This is a genomic window from Nitrospira calida (genome assembly GCF_976986435.1).
Genome location: NZ_OZ335950.1, coordinates 805189 through 824251, shown reverse-complemented (window position 1 = coordinate 824251; position 19063 = coordinate 805189). Strand labels below are relative to the sequence as shown.

At 61.0% G+C, this 19063-nt stretch carries 21 protein-coding genes and 1 tRNA gene; 4 read left to right on the top strand and 18 right to left on the bottom strand.

Going from position 1 to position 19063, the window contains the following annotated elements; genetic code table 11:
- Positions 1–232: 232 nt before the first annotated feature.
- From ACWHTU_RS04155 to ACWHTU_RS04145, 3 genes are all read left to right on the top strand, one after another.
- Positions 233–652 (top strand): DUF4372 domain-containing protein, encoded by a 420-nt coding sequence (locus ACWHTU_RS04155; protein ID WP_447861900.1) that lies wholly within the window; start codon positions 233–235, stop codon positions 650–652.
- A 312-nt stretch (positions 653–964) separates the two neighbouring features.
- On the top strand, positions 965–1402 hold the full coding sequence (locus tag ACWHTU_RS04150) for a transposase (protein WP_447861899.1): 438 nt from the start codon (positions 965–967) through the stop codon (positions 1400–1402).
- 219 nt (positions 1403–1621) lie between these two features.
- Positions 1622–2041, top strand: coding sequence for a hypothetical protein (locus ACWHTU_RS04145; RefSeq protein WP_447861897.1), 420 nt, complete (start codon positions 1622–1624; stop codon positions 2039–2041).
- 249 nt (positions 2042–2290) lie between these two features.
- On the opposite strand, the gene ACWHTU_RS04140 is transcribed toward ACWHTU_RS04145, so the two are convergent.
- On the bottom strand, positions 2291–3154 hold the full coding sequence (locus ACWHTU_RS04140; protein WP_447861895.1) for a M48 family metallopeptidase: 864 nt from the start codon (positions 3152–3154) through the stop codon (positions 2291–2293).
- A gap of 80 nt (positions 3155–3234) precedes the next feature.
- On the opposite strand from ACWHTU_RS04140, the gene rnhC reads away from it, so the two are divergent.
- Positions 3235–3906: a ribonuclease HIII gene (rnhC, locus tag ACWHTU_RS04135; protein ID WP_447861894.1), complete on the top strand. Its 672-nt coding sequence runs from the start codon at positions 3235–3237 to the stop codon at positions 3904–3906.
- Between the two features lie 4 nt (positions 3907–3910).
- On the opposite strand, the gene ACWHTU_RS04130 is transcribed toward rnhC, so the two are convergent.
- From ACWHTU_RS04130 to rpmE, 17 genes are all read right to left on the bottom strand, one after another.
- Positions 3911–4720, bottom strand: coding sequence for a zinc ribbon domain-containing protein (locus ACWHTU_RS04130; protein WP_447861893.1), 810 nt, complete (start codon positions 4718–4720; stop codon positions 3911–3913).
- A 32-nt stretch (positions 4721–4752) separates the two neighbouring features.
- Positions 4753–4829, bottom strand: a tRNA-Ile gene (locus tag ACWHTU_RS04125).
- Positions 4830–4909: 80 nt separating this feature from the next.
- Positions 4910–6715, bottom strand: a complete 1806-nt coding sequence (gene rpoD, locus ACWHTU_RS04120) for an RNA polymerase sigma factor RpoD (RefSeq protein ID WP_447861891.1) — start codon at positions 6713–6715, stop codon at positions 4910–4912.
- A 22-nt stretch (positions 6716–6737) separates the two neighbouring features.
- Positions 6738–8561 carry a DNA primase gene (dnaG, locus tag ACWHTU_RS04115; protein WP_447861889.1) on the bottom strand — a complete coding sequence of 608 codons (1824 nt, stop codon included), beginning with the start codon at positions 8559–8561 and terminating at the stop codon, positions 6738–6740.
- A 133-nt stretch (positions 8562–8694) separates the two neighbouring features.
- A complete protein-coding gene (locus ACWHTU_RS04110) occupies positions 8695–9039 on the bottom strand; it encodes a histidine triad nucleotide-binding protein (RefSeq protein WP_447861887.1) in 345 nt (114 codons plus the stop codon).
- Positions 9040–9049: 10 nt separating this feature from the next.
- Positions 9050–9715 (bottom strand): bifunctional phosphoribosyl-AMP cyclohydrolase/phosphoribosyl-ATP diphosphatase HisIE, encoded by a 666-nt coding sequence (gene hisIE / locus ACWHTU_RS04105; RefSeq protein ID WP_447861885.1) that lies wholly within the window; start codon positions 9713–9715, stop codon positions 9050–9052.
- Positions 9716–9767: 52 nt separating this feature from the next.
- Positions 9768–10571, bottom strand: a complete 804-nt coding sequence (gene hisF, locus ACWHTU_RS04100) for an imidazole glycerol phosphate synthase subunit HisF (protein ID WP_447861884.1) — start codon at positions 10569–10571, stop codon at positions 9768–9770.
- A gap of 76 nt (positions 10572–10647) precedes the next feature.
- Positions 10648–11367 carry a 1-(5-phosphoribosyl)-5-[(5-phosphoribosylamino)methylideneamino]imidazole-4-carboxamide isomerase gene (gene hisA / locus ACWHTU_RS04095; protein ID WP_447861883.1) on the bottom strand — a complete coding sequence of 240 codons (720 nt, stop codon included), beginning with the start codon at positions 11365–11367 and terminating at the stop codon, positions 10648–10650.
- A gap of 34 nt (positions 11368–11401) precedes the next feature.
- Positions 11402–12166 (bottom strand): hypothetical protein, encoded by a 765-nt coding sequence (locus tag ACWHTU_RS04090; RefSeq protein WP_447861881.1) that lies wholly within the window; start codon positions 12164–12166, stop codon positions 11402–11404.
- Entirely contained in the window at positions 12163–12807 is a 645-nt protein-coding gene (hisH, locus tag ACWHTU_RS04085; RefSeq protein ID WP_447861880.1) for an imidazole glycerol phosphate synthase subunit HisH, read from the bottom strand. Before hisH ends, ACWHTU_RS04090 begins: the two co-directional genes overlap by 4 nt.
- A gap of 34 nt (positions 12808–12841) precedes the next feature.
- Positions 12842–13447, bottom strand: coding sequence for an imidazoleglycerol-phosphate dehydratase HisB (hisB, locus tag ACWHTU_RS04080; RefSeq protein ID WP_447861878.1), 606 nt, complete (start codon positions 13445–13447; stop codon positions 12842–12844).
- Entirely contained in the window at positions 13444–14727 is a 1284-nt protein-coding gene (hisD, locus tag ACWHTU_RS04075; protein WP_447861877.1) for a histidinol dehydrogenase, read from the bottom strand. Before hisD ends, hisB begins: the two co-directional genes overlap by 4 nt.
- A 38-nt stretch (positions 14728–14765) precedes the next feature.
- Positions 14766–15437, bottom strand: a complete 672-nt coding sequence (gene hisG / locus ACWHTU_RS04070; RefSeq protein ID WP_447861876.1) for an ATP phosphoribosyltransferase — start codon at positions 15435–15437, stop codon at positions 14766–14768.
- Positions 15431–16717 carry a UDP-N-acetylglucosamine 1-carboxyvinyltransferase gene (gene murA, locus ACWHTU_RS04065; protein WP_447861874.1) on the bottom strand — a complete coding sequence of 429 codons (1287 nt, stop codon included), beginning with the start codon at positions 16715–16717 and terminating at the stop codon, positions 15431–15433. The genes hisG and murA overlap by 7 nt, the downstream gene beginning before the upstream one ends.
- A gap of 34 nt (positions 16718–16751) precedes the next feature.
- On the bottom strand, positions 16752–17645 hold the full coding sequence (gene prmC / locus ACWHTU_RS04060; protein WP_447861873.1) for a peptide chain release factor N(5)-glutamine methyltransferase: 894 nt from the start codon (positions 17643–17645) through the stop codon (positions 16752–16754).
- An 8-nt stretch (positions 17646–17653) separates the two neighbouring features.
- Positions 17654–18760 (bottom strand): peptide chain release factor 1, encoded by a 1107-nt coding sequence (gene prfA / locus ACWHTU_RS04055; RefSeq protein ID WP_447861871.1) that lies wholly within the window; start codon positions 18758–18760, stop codon positions 17654–17656.
- A gap of 64 nt (positions 18761–18824) precedes the next feature.
- Entirely contained in the window at positions 18825–19031 is a 207-nt protein-coding gene (rpmE, locus tag ACWHTU_RS04050; RefSeq protein WP_447861870.1) for a 50S ribosomal protein L31, read from the bottom strand.
- Positions 19032–19063: the final 32 nt, after the last annotated feature.

Below are 19063 nucleotides of genomic sequence, written 5' to 3'. Positions count from 1 at the left end.
CGAGAACCTTTTCTGGCCGACTCCATGCTCCACAAATCTCTGCAGCCAACGATCGCGCGCACAGAGTTGTCGGACAATCCTGTGGCAACTTGCTGCACGCGGAAAGACTCCCGCCCCACTCTTGTCCAAATAAGTTCTTAAAACACCTCCGGCTTGTGAGTAGGATGAGCTGTTCACCAACACCCGTCCAGGGCGTAGCCGCGCCGTGCCACCCACAAGCCTGAGGTGCCTTATGGTAACCGTTGCGAGTTGCTTTGCACAAATCCTGGCCCTGATCGATCGAGCGGACTTCGCTCGCGCCATCCGGCAGCACGCCGCCGAGCGAGCGGCCAAGGGGTTCGGCTGCTGGGACCACTGTGTGGCCATGCTCTTCTGCCAGATGGGCAGTGCCCACTCTCTGCGGGAGATCTGCGGCGGTCTCGCCACCGCCCTGGGCAAGCTGGTGCATCTGGGCGTGCGGCGGACGCCGACCCGCTCGACGCTCGCCTATGCCAATGCCCATCGGCTGTGGAACCTGTACGAGACCCTCTTCTATCAGGTGCTCGCCCGCTGTCAGACGGTGACGAGCCGTGAAGCGGCGCCGGTTCTAATTCAAGCACCCGCTGCGGACGCTGGATACCACCATCATCGAGCTGTGTGCCGCGGTGTTTGATTGGCCCGGCTCCTGCGGACCCAAGGAGCCATCAAGCTGCACCTCCAGCTCGATCACCAAGGCTGCTTGCCCTGTTGGGCCCTCGTCACCGAAAGCGACGTCAATGATGTCCGCGTGGCCCAGATGCTGACCTTCACCCCGGGACGATCGTGGTGGTCGACCGCGGGTACCTGGACGATGCCCTCTATCAGCGCTGGACGGTGACCGACGAGGGGTTCGTCACGCGTCCGCGCACCAATATGCTGTATGACGTCCTGGAGTGGCGTCCGGTACCCACCCGTGGCCCGGTCTTGTCCAATGAGGTGATTCGCTTTGACCAGTTCGCATGCGGCCGACCGCTGCACCGTGCCGCTGCGGCAGGTGACGATTTGGGACGAGACGCAGCAACGCCGGGTGACGTTCCTGACGAACCTGATGCACCTCGCCGCTAGCACAATTGCCGCCATCTATAAGGAGCGGTGGCAGATTGAGCGGCTCTTCAAGGCCTTGAAACAACACCTCAAGATCATGACCTTTGTGGGCCCCAGTGAGAACGCGGTGCAAGTGCAGATCTGGATCGCCCTAATCGCGATGTTGCTGCTGAAGTTTCTGCAACTCAAGTCCACGTGCCCCTGGAGTCTCTCGAACCTCGCGGCCTTGCTCCGCTTCAACCTGTTGACCTATCGGGACCTGTGGGCATGGTTGGATGCGCCATTTGAACGCCCGGTGCCGAGGCCGGTCCCCATCCAGGGCATGCTGTTCGCCAGGTGATCTTAGACAGCAGCACGGGCAACCTCATCCGAGCAACGGAGCCGAAGCCGTCTGAAACGCACAATTCACGCGGGGAAGATGCTGAAGGACAGATTGTTTTGGACAGCAGTGCTTTCGCCCTCTTTTCGTTCGACCCCCTTTTCATTGCCTCGCGTTGGCGGATTGACTTTTCGTCTACGGTTCTTTACCTACTGGCAGACACTTCTTGTGGCTGCGTTCTTGAACACAACGGCAGGATGTCTCGCCGAGCAGGCGGATTTGTGGCAAACCAACCGGGAGTTGCAGAAGACTCATCAGGAGTTGCAGCACAAGATCCAGAAGGCCAAAGAGGAAATCGATCGGATGGTGGGGGAAACGCGTGCGCGCCTGGCCGAAGAGATTCGGAGCGTGAAGGAGGAGCAGTTGCCCAGCCTTCGAGGAGACATCCAGGTGACGGCGCATCAGGCCATGCAGTTGGTCCGGTCTCAAGAGGACAAGCTCGCTAGGCTGGAGCAGATGGTGCACAAGCTGGAGAACGAGCAGCTACCTTCCCGCAACAGGCTCGAAGAGCGGTTGGAAGCACTGGAGGAGACAACGAGTTCGCTAATGATCAAGGTTGAGGAGATCTTGAAACAGCTCAAGGCAGTAGAACGCCGCTGACACAGGATGAAAGCCGGTTACAGCGACATGCCCTCTTGCTCGGCAGCATGACGCCCTTATAGACTCCCCACCGGGCGGCTTGTTCCAACAGCTCCTGAATGAGCGTCTGATAGGGTTTGCCTGCTTCGACGCCATCCTCCGGAGCGTGCACAACAGGCGCGGCGACAGGCGGATGGCGATCAATTGTTTCGCGACCCCCGCACGTCTAGCCCTACGGAGCCCTTCAGCAGGGCCTACCATCCCTGATTCCTACTGCCCGCCGATCGGCGGCAGTTCAGAGCCGAGTCCGAGGCCGTTTTGCGGGTAGAGCGCCAACGCTTCGGGCATCCATTGCTGGAGTTGCTGGATGCGGGTGCCGTGGCTGGGGTGCGTCGAGAGGAATTCCGACGGAGATTTCCCACTGGAGAGCTGTTCCATGCGTTCCCACAAGCGAGGGGCTTCGCGCGGGTCATAGCCGGCCTGCGCGGCGAGCAGAAGGCCGATGTAGTCGGCCTCGGACTCATGCGCACGGCTGAACGGGAGCAGCACCCCGACCTGCACCCCGGCCCCGAGTGCGGCCATCGCACCTTGCGAGAGGAGCGGGCTGCCGCCGCTTGCCCCTAACGCGATATTCGCCGCCTCCAACCCGATCTGCGCGACGATGTTCTGGCTCATGCGTTCGGCGCCGTGCCGCGCCAGCGCGTGCACGACTTCGTGCCCCATCACGGCCGCCAGCCCGGCTTCGTTTTTGGCCACCGGGAAGATGCCGGTGTAGACCGCGATCTTGCCGCCGGGCAGCGCGAAGGCGTTCATGGTTTTATCGTCCTTGATGACCGTGACTTCCCACTCGAATTGTTTGGCCATCTCCGCGTACTTGGACCGCTTGGCGGCCTCGATGACCCGCTGCGCCACGCGTTTCACCGGCTCGACCTCGCGCGGGTCCTGGGAGAGTTTGACCTTGGGGTCGTTTTTCACCTGCGCATAGGCCTGGGCGCCAAGTTGCAGTTCTTGAGAGATCGGCATCATCAGCAACTGGGATCGTCCCGTATAGGGATTGGTCTCGCAAGCTATCAGGCCCGCTACCGCCACGCTCACAACGGCGATCAGACTCATTATTTTGTTCATGTTGTTCATGCCACCACTCCTTCACCCGGCCGAAATTGACCGGTACTCAGGGCTCTGCTAGATTAGCGCCACGCAACCATCAAGTCCACGTGGAACCGTCCTCTTTGACCGACCAAGCCAGCTTTTCCGGCGTCAACCGCATCGGCATGGATGAGTCCGGGAAAGGCGATTATTTCGGCCCTCTGGTCGTCGCGGCGGTGTTTGTCGATGCGACGACGGAATCCGAGCTTCGCCTGATGCAGGTGCGGGACAGCAAGAAGATTTCCGATGGCCGGATTCTCGAACTGGCGCCGGACATTCGTGCAATCTGCCCGCACAGCGTGGTAGCCATCGGGCCCCAGCGCTACAACGAGCTGTATCGGAAGATCAAGAACCTGAACCGGCTGCTGGCCTGGGGGCACGCCCGCGCTCTTGAAAACGTCTTAGAACGAGTCGAGTGCGGTTTGGCCATCGCCGATCAGTTCGGCGATGAGCGGTTCATCCGGCACGCGCTGCAGGAGAAAGGCCGGAGCGTCCGGCTTGTGCAAATGCCGAGAGCCGAATCCGATGTGGCCGTCGCGGCCGCATCCATCGTGGCGCGCGCCGAGTTTTTGCTTCGCTTGAAACGACTATCCGATGAGGTGGGGACAACGCTGCCCAAAGGCGCGTCACCGGCGGTGGAGCTGGCGGCACGGATGATTGTAAAGAAGCACGGGCAGGAACGGTTGAAGAGCGTCGCGAAGCTGCATTTCAAAACCACCCAAGCGGTGCTGGCGGGTTAGCACGCTAGACCGCCTCGCCGACCTCGTCGTCAGCCTTCTCGGCGCCGGGGGCGACCCTCACATCTTCCACTGGCCCGCCGTCCCAGTACAGCATCCGATGGCAATAGGGACAGGTCTGCAACTCGGTAGATCGTTTGACCTCGGCGACGAGCTGCGGCGGCACCTGCAGCCGGCACCCTTGGCAGACGCCGTCCCGCACCGGCGCCAGCGCCATGTCTTTGCGCACCGCCTTGAGTTTGGTGTAGCGGTCGAAGAGCCCCTTGTCGATCGTGGCGGCCAGCTCCCGCTGCTTGCGGTCCAACTCCGACAGTTCCGCATCCAATTTCGTCTCCAGCTCTTCGAGCGTTTTCTTTTCCCGGCCGAAGGCGCGCTCCGCTTCCGTGACCTTGGCCTGAGCATCCTTGGCGGTTCGCTGCATCTGCTCAATCTTTTCCATAAGGATCAGGATTTGCTCCTCAATTTCCCCCTTTTTCTTGTTCGCCATCTCGATCTCGAAGAGATACGCCTGATATTCTTTGTTAGTCTTGAGCTCGCTCAGACGGGCTTTCAGCTTCTCCGTCTGCGACTCGTGGGCTTCCAGATCCCGCTCGCGCGCGCGACGTTCCTTGACTAGCGCCTCCACCGAATCGGTGGTCTCTTTGAGAAGCCGGGCGGCTTCTCGCAGGGGCGCCTCCGCCTCGGCCAGTCGCTCAGGGATTTTCCGTCGTTGTTCCCTGATCTCGGCGATCCGAAGATCCAGAGTCTGGAGTTCGATGAGGGATGAAAGATGGGGATTCAAATGGAGCCCTTGCTTTCCGCGGTCTGTGACGAGCACCTGGATAGTCGCTCGGCGTTCCCCCGGCGGCGTGGTGGGCCCACTAGGACTCGAACCTAGGACCAACTGATTATGAGTCAGCCGCTCTGACCACCTGAGCTATGGGCCCGCCTCAGCCGCGGGCCAGGCATTTGTCCCGAGTCCCGCGCGTCTCGCCTGTGTGCCCGATCCTCCATTTCGCACGGTATTCTACAGGCTTTCGACGAAGCTGCGCAATTTCTTGCTGCGGCTCGGATGACGCAACTTGCGGAGCGCTTTGGCTTCGATCTGCCGGATCCGTTCTCGCGTGACCTCGAAGTCCTGTCCGACTTCCTCCAGGGTATGGTCCGTCGCTTCGCCGATCCCGAAGCGCTTGCGCAACACCTTCTCCTCCCTGGGCGTCAGCGTCTCCAGGGCGCTGTTGATCTGGCGTTGCAGATCATAGCGGATCGCTGCTTCAAGCGGGGAGATCGCCTTCTTGTCCTCGATGAAGTCGCCCAAATGGCTGTCTTCCTCCTCGCCGATGGGCGTTTCAAGCGAAATGGGTTCACGGGCGATCTTCAGGATCTTACGCACCTTGTCCAAGGGGAGATCCATGCGCTCGGCGATTTCCTCGGGGGTCGGCTCACGCCCCAGTTTCTGCACCAGGTGGCGGGAAGTCCGGATGAGCTTGTTGATCGTCTCGATCATATGCACCGGGATGCGGATGGTCCTCGCCTGGTCCGCAATTGCCCGGGTGATGGCCTGGCGGATCCACCAGGTCGCATAAGTGCTGAACTTGTAGCCGCGTTTGTATTCGAATTTGTCCACCGCCTTCATCAGGCCGATGTTGCCCTCCTGAATGAGATCAAGAAACTGCAGGCCTCGGTTCGTGTACTTCTTGGCGATGCTGACCACCAGCCGCAGGTTGGCTTCGACCAACTCTGCCTTGCCCCGCTTGACCTTTTCTTCGGCGATGTCCAGATGGCGGACGGCTTCTTTGATTTCCTCGGCCGAGACAAGCGCCTCTTCGGTTTCCAATTGCCGGATCCGGGCGCGAGCCGCCTGAAACGTCTTCTTCAATTCCTGAAGCGTCTCCTCCGACAGACCGGTCTTGCGCTTCACGGCTAGCAGATCGCGACGGCTCCGCCCCAGCCGCCGGAGCAGTTCGAGCCCCGTCTCGCCCGACACGCCGAGCTTCCGCTGGCATTGCGCGATTTCGCGCTCGGCCGCTCGGATCTGTTGCGCCAGATCGCGGACCCGCTGGACCATCCGATCCTTCAAAACGGCGTGCAGGTTGACCGACTCCATCTTTTCCACGACCTGCTGCCGGATGGCTTCGATCTGCTTCTTGATTTTCTTCTGCCGGACCGGATCGTTGCCCGCATGTCGGCTCTTTTCATAGAGGCTCTTGAGCGTGGAAGACACTTTCCGGACCGCGTTCAGCGCGTCGAGCGTCTTTCGCTTCAACTCCTCATAATCGCGCTCGACCTCTTCTTCCTCGAACTCCTCCTCCGTCTCCGTGACGGGGACGATCTCCCGGACATCGATCTTTCCGTGCTTGAGCTGGTCACGCAACGACAAGACAAATTCGATCGTCATCGGCATGCCGTACACGACCGAAGCGATTTCTTTTTTCCCCTCCTCGATGCGCTTGGCGATCTCGATCTCGCCTTCCCGGCTGAGCAGCGCGACGCTGCCCATTTCTTTCAGATAGAGCCGGACCGGATCGTCCGTGCGGCTGAGTGCGCCGGGCGAGAGATCGATCTCCTTTTCGCCTTCTTCAATCGTCTCGCCGTCCTCGATCTCTTCAGCCGTCTCTTCGTGTTCGCCCCCCTTCTGGAAGCGTTCGCCGTCGGCCGTATCGACAATCTCGATGTCCATTTCGCCGAACATCGTCATGAGATTCCCGAATTGTTCGGAGGACACCACCTCGGCCGGTAACGTGCTGTTCAGTTCGTCGTACGTCAGAAACCCCTTCTCCTTCCCGAGCGAGATCAGCTTCTTCACCTCGCCGATCAATTCTTGTTTCGGCATAACGACTCCTTCGCAGACAACATTACACGGCGGACGACCGGACCGCGGCTTTTCTGATGCGCCATTCGTTGACCTGAGCGTTCAAGACCCGGACGTCATCGACCCGCCCCTCGCGCTCCGCTGCTTTGAGTTGCGCGATCAGCTCCCGCAACCTCGTTTCGGCCCGCTTGCGCTCCAGGACGGCCAGGCAGTCCCTGATATACCCTTGGATATCGTCATAGGGTTGGTCCGCCAGCGACAGTTCGGTGGCCAACGGCCCGCATTCGGCATCATCGATCACCTCGTCCAGCACTTCCTGCAACCGAACCCGCCCGTCCCAATCGAGGTTCTTGAGCGCGCTTTCGACAATTCGGCGACAGGCTTGGTCCGAAAACAGCTCGGGCCGGAGTCGCCGGACGTCGGCCGGCGACAGCCGTCCGTGCAGCAGAAAGTGGACAAGATCGCGCTCCTCGGGGTTGATCTTGGGGCGCGCCGGTGACGACCGGGGCTGAGCGGCCCGGCCGTTCCATCTGGTCTTGGATTCTCGAGCCAGCAGGGCGGGATAGCGCTCGATCAGCCGCTGTTGACTGATCCCCAAGCGTTCCGCCACGACGCGGAGGCGTTCTTCCTTTTCGATCGGGTGGGTGCTCTTTTGAAGCACTCGCAAGATGTCGTCCACGCTTCTGATCCGATCTTCGATGGTTCCCGATCCCGCATTCTTCAGACAATGTTCCAGAGCGAAATCGAGCAGGCTGGGCGCCCGTTCCTGCAACGCAAGGAACGCCTCCGCTCCGCGCACTCTGACAAAAGTATCCGGATCGTCGCCGTCGGGCAGCGACACGACCCGCACGGCGATCCCGCTGTTCACGAACAGATCCAACGATCGCAGCGCAGCCCGAACTCCGGCCTGATCCGGATCGAACAGGAGCACCACTTTGGACACGACCGGACGGATCTTCTGGATGTGGTCGGCAGTCAGGGCCGTGCCGAGCGTCGCCGCGACGTTGCGGATGCCAACCTGATGCAGAGCGATCACGTCGAAGTAGCCTTCGACAATGACGAGGCTGCCGGTCTTTCCCGCGGCTTCGCGCGCCAGATCCAATCCGAACAGCGTCTGGCCTTTCTTGAAGAGCGGCGTATCGGGAGAGTTCAGATACTTCGGCGTTCCTTTCTCCAGCACCCGACCACCGAATCCGACGACGCGCTTCCGCTGATCGCGGATGGGAAACATCACGCGGGCACGGAACACATCGTAGTATCCACCTGCGCCCGAGCTTCCCTGCACTGGCTTGCGGGCTGCCGCCAGGCCCGCCGCTGCCAGGTCGCCGGGATTAAATCCCTCGCGGGTCAACGCCTTCACCAGCATGTCCCACCCCGGCGGGGCAAAGCCGAGCCCGAATCGCTCACTGATCTCCGGCTGAATACCGCGTCCGATTAGATACGCCTGCGCCTCCTTGCCCGGCCTCGTACCCCACAGATTATGCTGAAACCATGCCGCGGCGGCCTGATTGACTTTCTCCAAGAGCGCCCGATTGGCCGCGTGGGGGTCCAGTCCCTTGCCCGCAAGGTCCGGCACGACCACCCCGACCTGTTGGCCGAGTTGGCGAACGACTTCGGGGAAGCTGGCACCGGTCATTTTCATCAGGAACGAAAAGACGTTCCCGCCGACTTTGCAGCCAAAGCAATGAAAAATCTGGCGTGACGGACTCACGTTGAAAGAAGGCGTTTTTTCGTGATGGAAAGGGCAGAGACCCCGGAAGTTTTGTCCGGCCTTGGAGAGGGCGACGTGCTGGCCGACCACCTCCACAATATCAACCCGGTCCCGAATTTGGTTGATGATCTCGTCAGCGATCAGGCCCTGCCCCACAGCGGCACAGACTCCGTCTGGTTGAGTGTACTCTCCGACAGAACCCGGACAGGTATCGGCCGGCGGATCGGAAAAATTGACCGGTCAACCTAACAAACGAACCGGCAAACTGTCAATGCGACGGGCCAGCACCTCACCCGGGCGGCCAGGTCATGTGTCGGCCGCCAAGCAAATGAAAATGAAGGTGAAACACCGTCTGCCCGCCGTACGATCCGACATTGGTGACGACCCGATAGCCGGCCTCCGCCAGACCCCGCTCTTTCGCAATCTCCTTGCAGGCGAGCATGAGATGGCCCAACAACCCGGCGTCGTTCTCGCCCGCCTCTTGCACAGACCGGATATGTCGTTTAGGAATCACAAGAATATGCGTCGGCGCTTGGGGATTGATGTCTTCGAAGGCCAGGGAAAGTTCGTCTTGACGAACTAGCTTCGCCGGCATGCTTCCTTCGACGATCCGGCAAAAAATACAAGTGTTCACGCGCGGCTCCTCACGGTTGGGCGGGACGCAACCCCGACTTGCCGTAACGTTTGGCCAATTCCTGATAGATCTCGTCGAGCGTGATCCGGTGATAACCCAGAACCAGCAAGGTGTGGAACAGCAGATCGGCCACTTCGTAAACGATATCCTCCCGCTTGCCGTTTTTGGCAGCCAGCAGGACTTCGCCCGCTTCCTCGGCGACTTTCTTAAGGATCCGATCGACTCCCCCTTCCAGCAAGGTGGAGACATAGGAGCCGGATTTCGGCGACGCGCACCGATCCCGAATCGTCTGATAAATCCGTTCCAGAATCCCGCCGAAGGCCTCGGTCGTTTTGCCCGTGTCGGGTGTCCCCTGGTCAGTCACACGGTTAAAAAAACAGGACCGCTCACCGGTATGGCAGGTCGGGCCGACCGGCTCGGCTTTGACCAACACGGTATCCCGATCGCAATCGACAAAGAGATCCTTGACCACGAGCCGATGGCCGGAGGTCTCCCCTTTTTCCCACAGCTTGTTGCGGGACCGGCTCCAAAAATGGACGGAACGGGTTTCCAGCGTCTTGTGGATCGCCTCTCGGTTCATGTACCCCAACATCAGAACCGTGCCGTCCCGCCAATCTTGGACCACCACGGGGATCAACCCTTGCTCGTCAAAAGTTATGGAACTCTGATCGTTCATTCTCGTTTGCCGACTATTCGCTATTGGCTGTTCGCTATCTTCTTGTGCATAGTCACCCAGCCGACGTTTCAGCCGGAACCATCCTCACCGCCACCCCGCGTTCACGCAAGTACCGTTTGACCTGAGGAATCGTGTGCGTCCGATAATGGAAGATCGAGGCCGCTAGGACCGCGTCGGCCCGACCGATGGCGAGCCCCTCGTAGAGATGCTCCAGCGTACCCGCCCCACCGGAGGCAATGACCGGAACGGACACGGCCCGGGCGACCGCCCGCACCAGTTCCAGATCGTACCCTTCTTGGGTCCCATCCCGATCCATACTGGTCAAGAGAATCTCTCCGGCTCCGTAGCTCTCCATGCGGCGGGCCCAGTCGATCACCGACAAGCCGGTCGAGTTCCGGCCGCCATGAGTGTAGACTTCCCACTCACCCGATGCGCCGGACGGTTCGCTGTTTCGGCACCGCTTGGCGTCGATGGCCACCACAATGCACTGCGTGCCGAACCGCTCGGCCGCCTGCCGCACGAATTCCGGATTCTCAACCGCGGCCGTATTGATGCTGACTTTGTCCGCCCCGGCTTTCAGCAACGCCCTGATGTCCTCCAAGGTCTTGACCCCACCTCCCACTGTGAGGGGCATAAAGACCCGCTCGGCGGTTCGCTCCACAACATCCAGGATTGTCTTGCGGTTCTCATACGATGCAGTGATGTCCAGGAAACAGAGTTCATCAGCGCCTTCCCGGTCATAGGCCGTCGCAACTTCGACCGGATCGCCGGCATCGCGCAGGTTGACAAACCCGACTCCCTTCACCACCCGGCCGTCCTTGACATCCAGACAGGGAATGATCCGTTTGGTCAGCATGGCCGTTTGCTTTGCAAGCTCCCAGCCCGCGGACGCCGCGCGAGGTTGAGTACTCAGCACCTTGAGCCTTGCGCCCCTAACCTGCGGCCGCGATCGCAGCCGCGAGGTCCAGCTTTCCCTCATAGAGGGCTTTCCCGACGATCGCGCCTTCCACGCGAGACCCCAGTGCCTTGATCGCCAGCACATCCTCCACGCTCGCGATGCCTCCGGATGCGATGACCGGGACTGCCGATGCGTCGACAACCTCCCGTAAGGCTGCCAGGTTGGGTCCGCTCAGCATCCCGTCTTTGGCGATGTCCGTGTAAACCACTGCACCTAAAGGATAACCCGCGAGGCTCTTGAGCAAATCCACCGCGCGGGTGTTCGACACGCTGGTCCAACCCCGCACGGCCACATGGCCATCACGCGCGTCCAACCCCAGGACGATGCGAAGCGGAAATTCCCGACATGCCTGCTCCAACAATGCCCGGTCGAGCAAGGCCGCCGTCCCCAACACCACCCGAGCCACACCGGCGTCCAGATAGCGACGGACCGTGTCCATCGTCCGAATCCCCCCTCCCACCTGCACCTTAGCCGACACCGCTTTCACGACGGCATCGATCCGGCCTAGATTTGTTGGCTCCCCCGCGACCGCTCCGTCGAGATCCACCACATGGATCAGCGCCGCGCCAAGCCGCTGCCAGCCCAACGCCACACCCAAAACATCGTCCGAATAGACGGTCTCGGCGGCCAAGTCTCCCTGTCGCAGACGGACACACCGCCCGCCTTTCAGATCGATTGCAGGAATCACCAGCATCGCCTACCGCCACTTGATCTGGTGCAGGATCGCTCTATGATGCCGTGCCGAACGGGAAGTCTCGTAAAACCAGATCCGCCCCATAGGCGGCCAATTCGTCGGCCGTCACGAACGCGCCCTTGCGCTGGATGAACCCGATCAGATCCTCGTTCATGGGGCGCTGCTTTTCGTAATAGTTCCCTTCCCACAGGACCGTTCCGTCCCGCGCCACCAATTTCATTTCGAATCCGACCGCGGCCGGATCAGCCCCCAACCGGCTCCCGACCCGCTCCTTGTACACCAACACCCTCCCGACCAACGCAGCATCCGCCGACATCCGGTCGGCAAGCCGTTGAGCCAGCGCTTCGCGAGAGAGGTTTTCATGCTTGCCGGACAACTCCTTCGCTACCTTGTCCGCTTCGTCCAGCGGCAGGATCAGCAACCCCTTCCTCGCCCGCAACCGATTCCAAATCATGCGGGTGACTTTTTCCGGCGCGGATGACGGCACAACCGACGTCGGGCGGGAGGCGGTTTCACTAGCCGGCGGAACGGCCACGGAAATATCGGAGGCCTTGGCGCCGGCCGGAACCTGGAAGCGCGGTTCCAGCGGATCAACCACCTGAGGCGTGGTCAAGGCGTCAAACGGCACCACGGCAATTGTCTGCACCCGATACTTTTCCAGATCCGGCGACGCCTTCACGGTGACTTTGGACGGCCCGCATCCACTCAGCACCGCCCCCGCCACAGACAAGGCCAACCAGACTGCGAGCGCGGCGCGGAACGGCCCGCTACCTGCAAGGCCCCGGCGGCGCTCAGTCATCCCCAATCTCCGAAGTTCTTGACCATTCGGAGACCCACAGCCTGGCTTTTCTCCGGATGGAACTGGCAAGCGACGATGTTGTCACGCCAGACGCTGGATGCAAACCGCAGGCCATAGTCGGTCACGCTGGCGACCACGGCCGGATCGTCCGGCTCCACATAATACGAATGCACGAAATAGCAGAAGCTCTCCGTCTCGATGTTCCGAAAGAGCGGTGCGGGTTTCTCGATCACGACGGCGTTCCAGCCTATGTGCGGAATCTTGAAGGCCGAGCCGTCGCTTTTTCCCGTGCCCCCGTTTCCCGCACCATCAAAGCGAAAGCGTTTGACCCGACCCGGGATGACATCCAGACCCTTGTGGACGCCGAACTCCTCGCTTTCGGTGAACAGGACCTGCAGGCCGAGACAGATGCCGAGAAACGGCTTGCCCGTCCCGATGGCGCGCCGGATTGGATCGATGAGATCGTACCGGTCGAGATTCGCCATGCAATCAGCAAACGCCCCGACGCCCGGCAACACGACATGCGTGGCATCGTGGATCACCCGCGGGTCTCGGGTAACGACCGCGCGATGCCCCACCGCTTCGAACGCCTTGTGGACGCTCCGCAGATTCCCCATTCCATAGTCGATTATGGCGATCATGACGAGCGTGATGCGTGACGCGCGGCGGAACGTGTTACGTTAAGTGGCCTTTTGTCGAAGGCACCCCCGCGATCCGGTCGTCAATGGAGGCGGCCTGGTCCAGCGCCTTGGCCAGCGCCTTGAAGACGGCTTCCATGATATGGTGGGGATTGCGGCCATAGAGCACATTGACGTGCAGATTGAGTGCGCCGTGCGCGACAAAGGCTTGAAAAAAATCTTCGAACAAACCCAGGTCAAACGACTTGATCTTGCGTTCCGGCAGATCAACCCGATAGACCAGATAGGGCCGTCCACTGAGATCGACCGCCACCTGCGCCAGTGTTTCATCCAACGGCACCGAAGCCCAGCCGAATCTCCGGATCCTTTCCTTCGTTCCCAGTGCCTGCTTCAGAGCGTCGCCCAGAACGATGCCGACGTCTTCGACGGTGTGATGGTCGTCGATGTCGATATCGCCCTTAGCCTGAACGGTCAGGTCGAAAAACCCGTGCTTGGCCAGCAACGTCAGCATGTGATCCAGGAACGGAATCGACGTACTGATCGTGCCCTGTCCAGTCCCGTCGAGCTGGAGATCGACCAGGACCTGCGTCTCCGCGGTCGCTCGTTGAACCGAGGCCCGCCGAGGGGCTCCCGCGCTCGTCATGAAAACCTGCTTTCCGCCGATTTGGCGTGGGCGTCGAACCCTTCGATGTGGGCGAGCCGTATCAGTTGTTCTTTTACCTTGACGAGTTCGTCCCGCGTGTAATGCACGATGTTGCTCATTTTCACGTAATCGTTCACCGACAACGCGGAGAAAAATTTCGCGGTCGTGCCCGTCGGCAACACGTGATTCGGACCCGCGACATAGTCGGCCACCGCAGGCGGCGTATAGCGGCCAAGAAACAGCGCACCGGCATGGCGGACTTTCTCTAGGTAATCGAACGGCCGGTCCACCGAGAGCGTCAAATGTTCCGGCGCGATCTGGTTGGCCAGGTCGATCGCCTCATCCAGCGTGGTCACGACAAAGGCGACGGCGTGGCGGGCAATCGACTTGGCCGCGATCTTCTCTCGCCGCAACTTCTTCACCTGCGCCTCGACCAAACGGACGACTTCCTTGGCCAGCCGCTCGGAGGTGGTCACGAGATAGACCTGCGCATCCTCGTCGTGCTCGGCTTCGCAGAGCAGATCGGCCGCGACGTGCGCGGGCTTGGCGTCGTCGTCGGCGATCACCAGCAGTTCGCTCGGCCCCGCCACCATATCAAGCCCGACCGTGCCGTAGAGCATGCGCTTGGCGGCGGCGACATAGACATTACCCGGCCCTATGATCTTGTCGACGCGGGGGATGGTCTTGGTTCCGTAGGCCAGCGCGCCGATCGCCTGCACGCCTCCGACGCGATAGATCTCGTCCACCCCCGCGATGTCGGCCGCCACCAGCAGATAGGGATTGATTCTGCCTTTCGGCGTCGGCGTGCACATCGCCACCCGTTTGACGCCGGCAACCTTCGCAGGGATGGCGCACATCAGGACCGAGGACGGGTACACGGCTTTGCCTCCCGGCACGTAGATGCCGACGGCGTCCAGCGGCGTCACGGTTTGGCCTAGCGTCGCCCCGTTGTCTTGATACATCCAGGTCTTCGTCCGCTGACGCTCGTGAAAGGCCGTAATGCGTTGCGCCGCGAAACGCAACGCGTCGCCCTCCTCCTTCCGGATGTGATAGTAAGCTTCTTTGATGTCTTCGGGCGTGACCCGAATATCCGCCGGTCCCAGTGAAACCCGGTCAAACTTTTTCGTATAGTACAAAAGCGCCCGGTCTCCACCTCGCTCCACCGCCTGCAAGATCGTTTTCACGCTCTTTTCGACGGCTCCGCCGCAGAGACGTCCGCGGGAGGTAATACGTTTGAGCGCCGGAGCGAAAGCTCGATCGGAAGCGGCGATGATTTTCATCTTGGCGCTCCTGTCTAAGCCAGAAAGAACATCCTCGCTCAGCACAGTCGTCGGCTGCGTCCTGACCGCATGGTTTGGCTGTTCGACGGAGCCTGCGAGCGCAACCGGGAAATGAACTCCGTCAGCGCCTCATGCTTCATCTTCAGACTGGCCCGGTTCACAATCAGCCGCGCCGTGGACCGCGCAATGACTTCCACCTCGGTCAAATCATGGGCTTTCAGCGTCTTCCCGGTCTCGACCAGATCGACAATGCGGTCGGCCAAGCCCACCACCGGGGCCAGCTCAATTGAGCCATACAGCTTAATGATTTCAACCGGGATCCCCATCCGGTTGAAATACCGTTCAGCGATGTTCGGATACTTGGTCGCAACCCTGATCTTGGAAGAAAGTCGGGTTCGCGATTCCCGGCCCCTCAGCGCGGCGACCGAGATTCTACACGCTCCGAAGCGTAAATCCAACGGCTCGTACACATCGCAATCCTGCTCCAAGAGCACGTCCTTGCCCACGATTCCCGCGTCGGCGGCCCCGTATTCCACGTAGGTCGGCACGTCGCTCGGCCTCACGATCAGCAAGGTCATATCACGCCCTGGACAGGCATAGACCAGCCGACGGCTTTCCGCTGAAAGGCCCGGGCTGGCGTAACCCGCCCGCCGGAGCAGCTTCAGGGTCGGCTCCAGCAGCTTCCCCTTCGACAAGGCGATGGTCAGCATGTCCCCTTCCTTGCGCCGACGCCGTCCATCCCGGTTTTTTTCCGCTCGATAACAGCTCCCAGACACCGCAATTTTTCTTCCATCCGTTCGTAACCGCGATCCAGATGGTAGACCCGAGAGACTTCCGTAACGCCTTCCGCCGCCAAGCCCGCCAGGACTAGGCCAGCGCTGGCGCGCAGGTCTGATGCCATCACCGGTGCTCCCGTCAGCCGCTCTCGCCCGGTCACTACAGCCCGGTTCCCCTCCACTCTGATATTGGCGCCCATGCGCCGCAATTCCTCCACGTGGATGAACCGGCTTTCGAACACCGTTTCCGTAATCACACTGGTTCCCTGGGCTACGCTCATCAAGGCCACCATCTGAGCCTGCATGTCAGTCGGAAATCCTGGATAGGGGCAGGTCCTGACGTCGATGCCGTGCGGACGGCGCCCGGCCTTCACGCTCACACTGTCTCTGTCTTCGGCGACGTCGAGTCCGCTTTCGCGCAATTTGATAAGCACCGCTTCTAAGTGGTCGGGACGGCAGCCCTCTACACGAACCTCGCCTCCCGTAATGGCTCCGGCGATCAGGTAGGTGCCAACTTCGATGCGATCGGGGATGATCCGATGATCGGCCCCGTGCAAAGCCGCCACCCCTTCGACCGTAATGATGTCGGTGCCAGCTCCCACAATGCGCGCTCCTCGTTTGACAAGAAACTCGGCCAGATCCACGATCTCAGGTTCTTTCGCGGCGTTTTCAATGACGGTGATCCCCTCCGCGACACAAGCGGCCATCATCAGATTCTCAGTGCCGGTCACGGTCGGTGCGTCGCAGTAGATCCGCGTTCCTCTCAGCTTTTGGGCCTTCGCCTTGATGTACCCGTGTTCGATCGAGATTTCTGCACCCAGTTTAGCCAGACCGGCAAGATGGAGATTGACCGGACGCGATCCGATCGCGCAGCCGCCCGGCAGCGACACGGTGGCCTCGCCCCAGCGGGCGAGCAACGGGCCCAATACCAGCACGGAAGCGCGCATGGTCTTGACCAGCTCATACGGCGCTTCGGTCGAAAGCAGCCGGTCCGCGTTGATGGAAACATGATCCCCCTCCTGTTTGACCGAGGCGCCCAAGATCTCCAGCAATCGCCCCATCGTCCTCACATCCACGACATGGGGCACATTGGAGACCGTGCAGTCCCCCCCGAGAATTGTCGAGGCCAGAATCGGCAGCGCGGCGTTCTTGGCACCGCTGGCTCGGACTTCGCCGCACAACGGATTCCCACCGGTGATGACGATACTATCCATGCTCCGCTCTGCCTTTCAGCCTCGCGCCTCGAGCTTAATTCTTCGGTTCCACACAGACCACCCGCTCGATCCCCGCCATGTCCCGCCTGATGCTAATGATCCTATACCGGTTGAGGCGATCGGCGATTGCGCGGACTGCGCCAGCCTGGCCCTGCCCGACTTCCAGGATCAGCACCCCTCCGGGAGCCAGCCACTCCCAGGCTTCGTTCAAAATCCGACGGTAGTAATTCAGTCCATCCGGGCCGCCCGACAACGCGAGACGGGGCTCGAACAGCCGGACTTCCGGCTGAAGGCCATCGATCTCCGAATCGGCGATATAGGGAGGGTTCGACAGGATCGCAGAAAACGCACCAGTCAATCCACGGGCGCGTAACGGCCTGAACAGATCGCCCCACAGGCAGGTCACCTGCGCCTGGACCCCATGCCGGCGAATGTTTCTTTGGGCCACCTGCAGCGCGGCTTCGGAGAGATCGACGGCGTACACGGAGGCATATCGAAGCATTCGCGCAGCCGCCACCGCCATGCACCCGGATCCCGTTCCAATGTCGGCAACCAGCACCGGTTCGTCCGCCCGCAGGCGACGCGCGAGTTCGTCGACCAAAAGCTCGGTTTCCGGCCTTGGAATAAAAACGGAGGGATCAACTTCAAACTCCAGCCCGCAGAAATCCTGCGAGCCGAGCAAGTACTGCAGCGGTTCGCGTGCGGCTCGTCGCGCAAACAACGCCCGCGCCGCGGCAAGTTCGGCCGGACTGACGAAGCGAGTTCGATCGAGCGTGAGGGCCAGCCGCGGCGTCTTCAGCGCCGCTTCCAAAATCCAGACGGCTTCCTGCTCCGGCCACTCGACGCCGGCGTTCGCCAGCATCGCACGACCATCCTGAAGCAGCGTCGCCAATGTAACGCCGTCCGTGCTTGCAGCGGAAGAAGCCATCGACTCCATTACGTCTCCGCCGCCAGGGCGTTGGCCTCGGCCGCACGCAACCCGTCGACAATCTCGTCGAGATCTCCATCGAGCACTTGTTCCAGCCTGTGCAGAGTGAGCCCGATCCGATGGTCCGTGACGCGATTTTGGGGGAAATTGTAGGTTCGGATTTTCTCGCTCCGTTCGCCGCTCCCGACTTGGGCCTTGCGATCCTGGGCGATTTCGGCCTCCTGCTTCGCGCGTTCCGCTTCCATGATCCTCGCCCGCAGAGTCCGCATGGCTTTGGCGCGATTCTTGAGCTGAGATCGCTCATCCTGGCAGGTCACCACCACGCCGGTCGGGATGTGGGTGATGCGCACCGCCGAATAGGTCGTGTTGACGCTTTGCCCTCCGGCCCCCGAGGAACAGAAGGTGTCGATCCGGAGATCTTTGGGATCGATATGGACCTCCACCTCATCGACTTCGGGCATCACCGCGACGGTCACCGTGGAGGTATGGATCCGTCCGCTCGCCTCGGTGACTGGCACCCTCTGCACCCGGTGGACGCCCGCTTCGTGCTTGAAGTAGCCGTAGGCACCCTTTCCTTCCACCAACAAAACGGCTTCTTTATATCCTCCAATGCCGGTTTCCGACGCTTCCACTACTTCCACGCGCAGGCCCTTGCGCTCGGCATACTTCACGTACATCCGTAGCAGGTCGCCGGCAAACAACGCCGCCTCGTCCCCGCCTGTTCCGGCCCGAATCTCCACGAAGGTGTTCCTGTCGTTGCGCGGATCTTTCGGCACCAGCAATCCGAAGGCCCGTTCTTCGATTGCCTTCCGCCGTTCCCGCAACACCCGCGCTTCTTCCGCGGCCAACTGCTGCAAGTCGGTCCCGGCATGGGGATCGTTGAGAATCTGATCGGCTTCCTCGAGCTGCCTGACGAGATCGCACCGGACGTTGAAAAGCTGGGCGAGTTCCTCGATTGCAGCGCGCTCTTTGTTGAGCTTGCGGATGAGGGCCGGCTGGTTGAGAACGGAGGGATCCTGGAGCTGATGGGTCAGTTCCTCATACCGGACGGCGACCGCCTCCCACTTGGAGAGCAGTCTCGTTTCCTTGGTCTCGGCAGCTGGCATCTGAGCCATGACCTGCTCCGGTCATCGAAGCGCTTTGTCCGATAGAGCAGCATAGGCTGCTTCTTTCGCGTGCTTACTTGGCCTTCTTGGCGTACTTCTTTTTGAACCGCTCCACACGGCCTTCGGTATCTACGATCTTCTGGGTGCCCGTGAAGAACGGATGGCAGCTCGAACAGATATCGACGTTAATGTTGCCGACGGTGGATCTGGTCTTGAACGTCGTCCCGCAGGCGCAGTGCACCGTCGCCTCTCGATAGACCGGATGAATGCCTTTTTTCATATGTGCTCCTGTGAGAAGCTTTTAGTGATCGG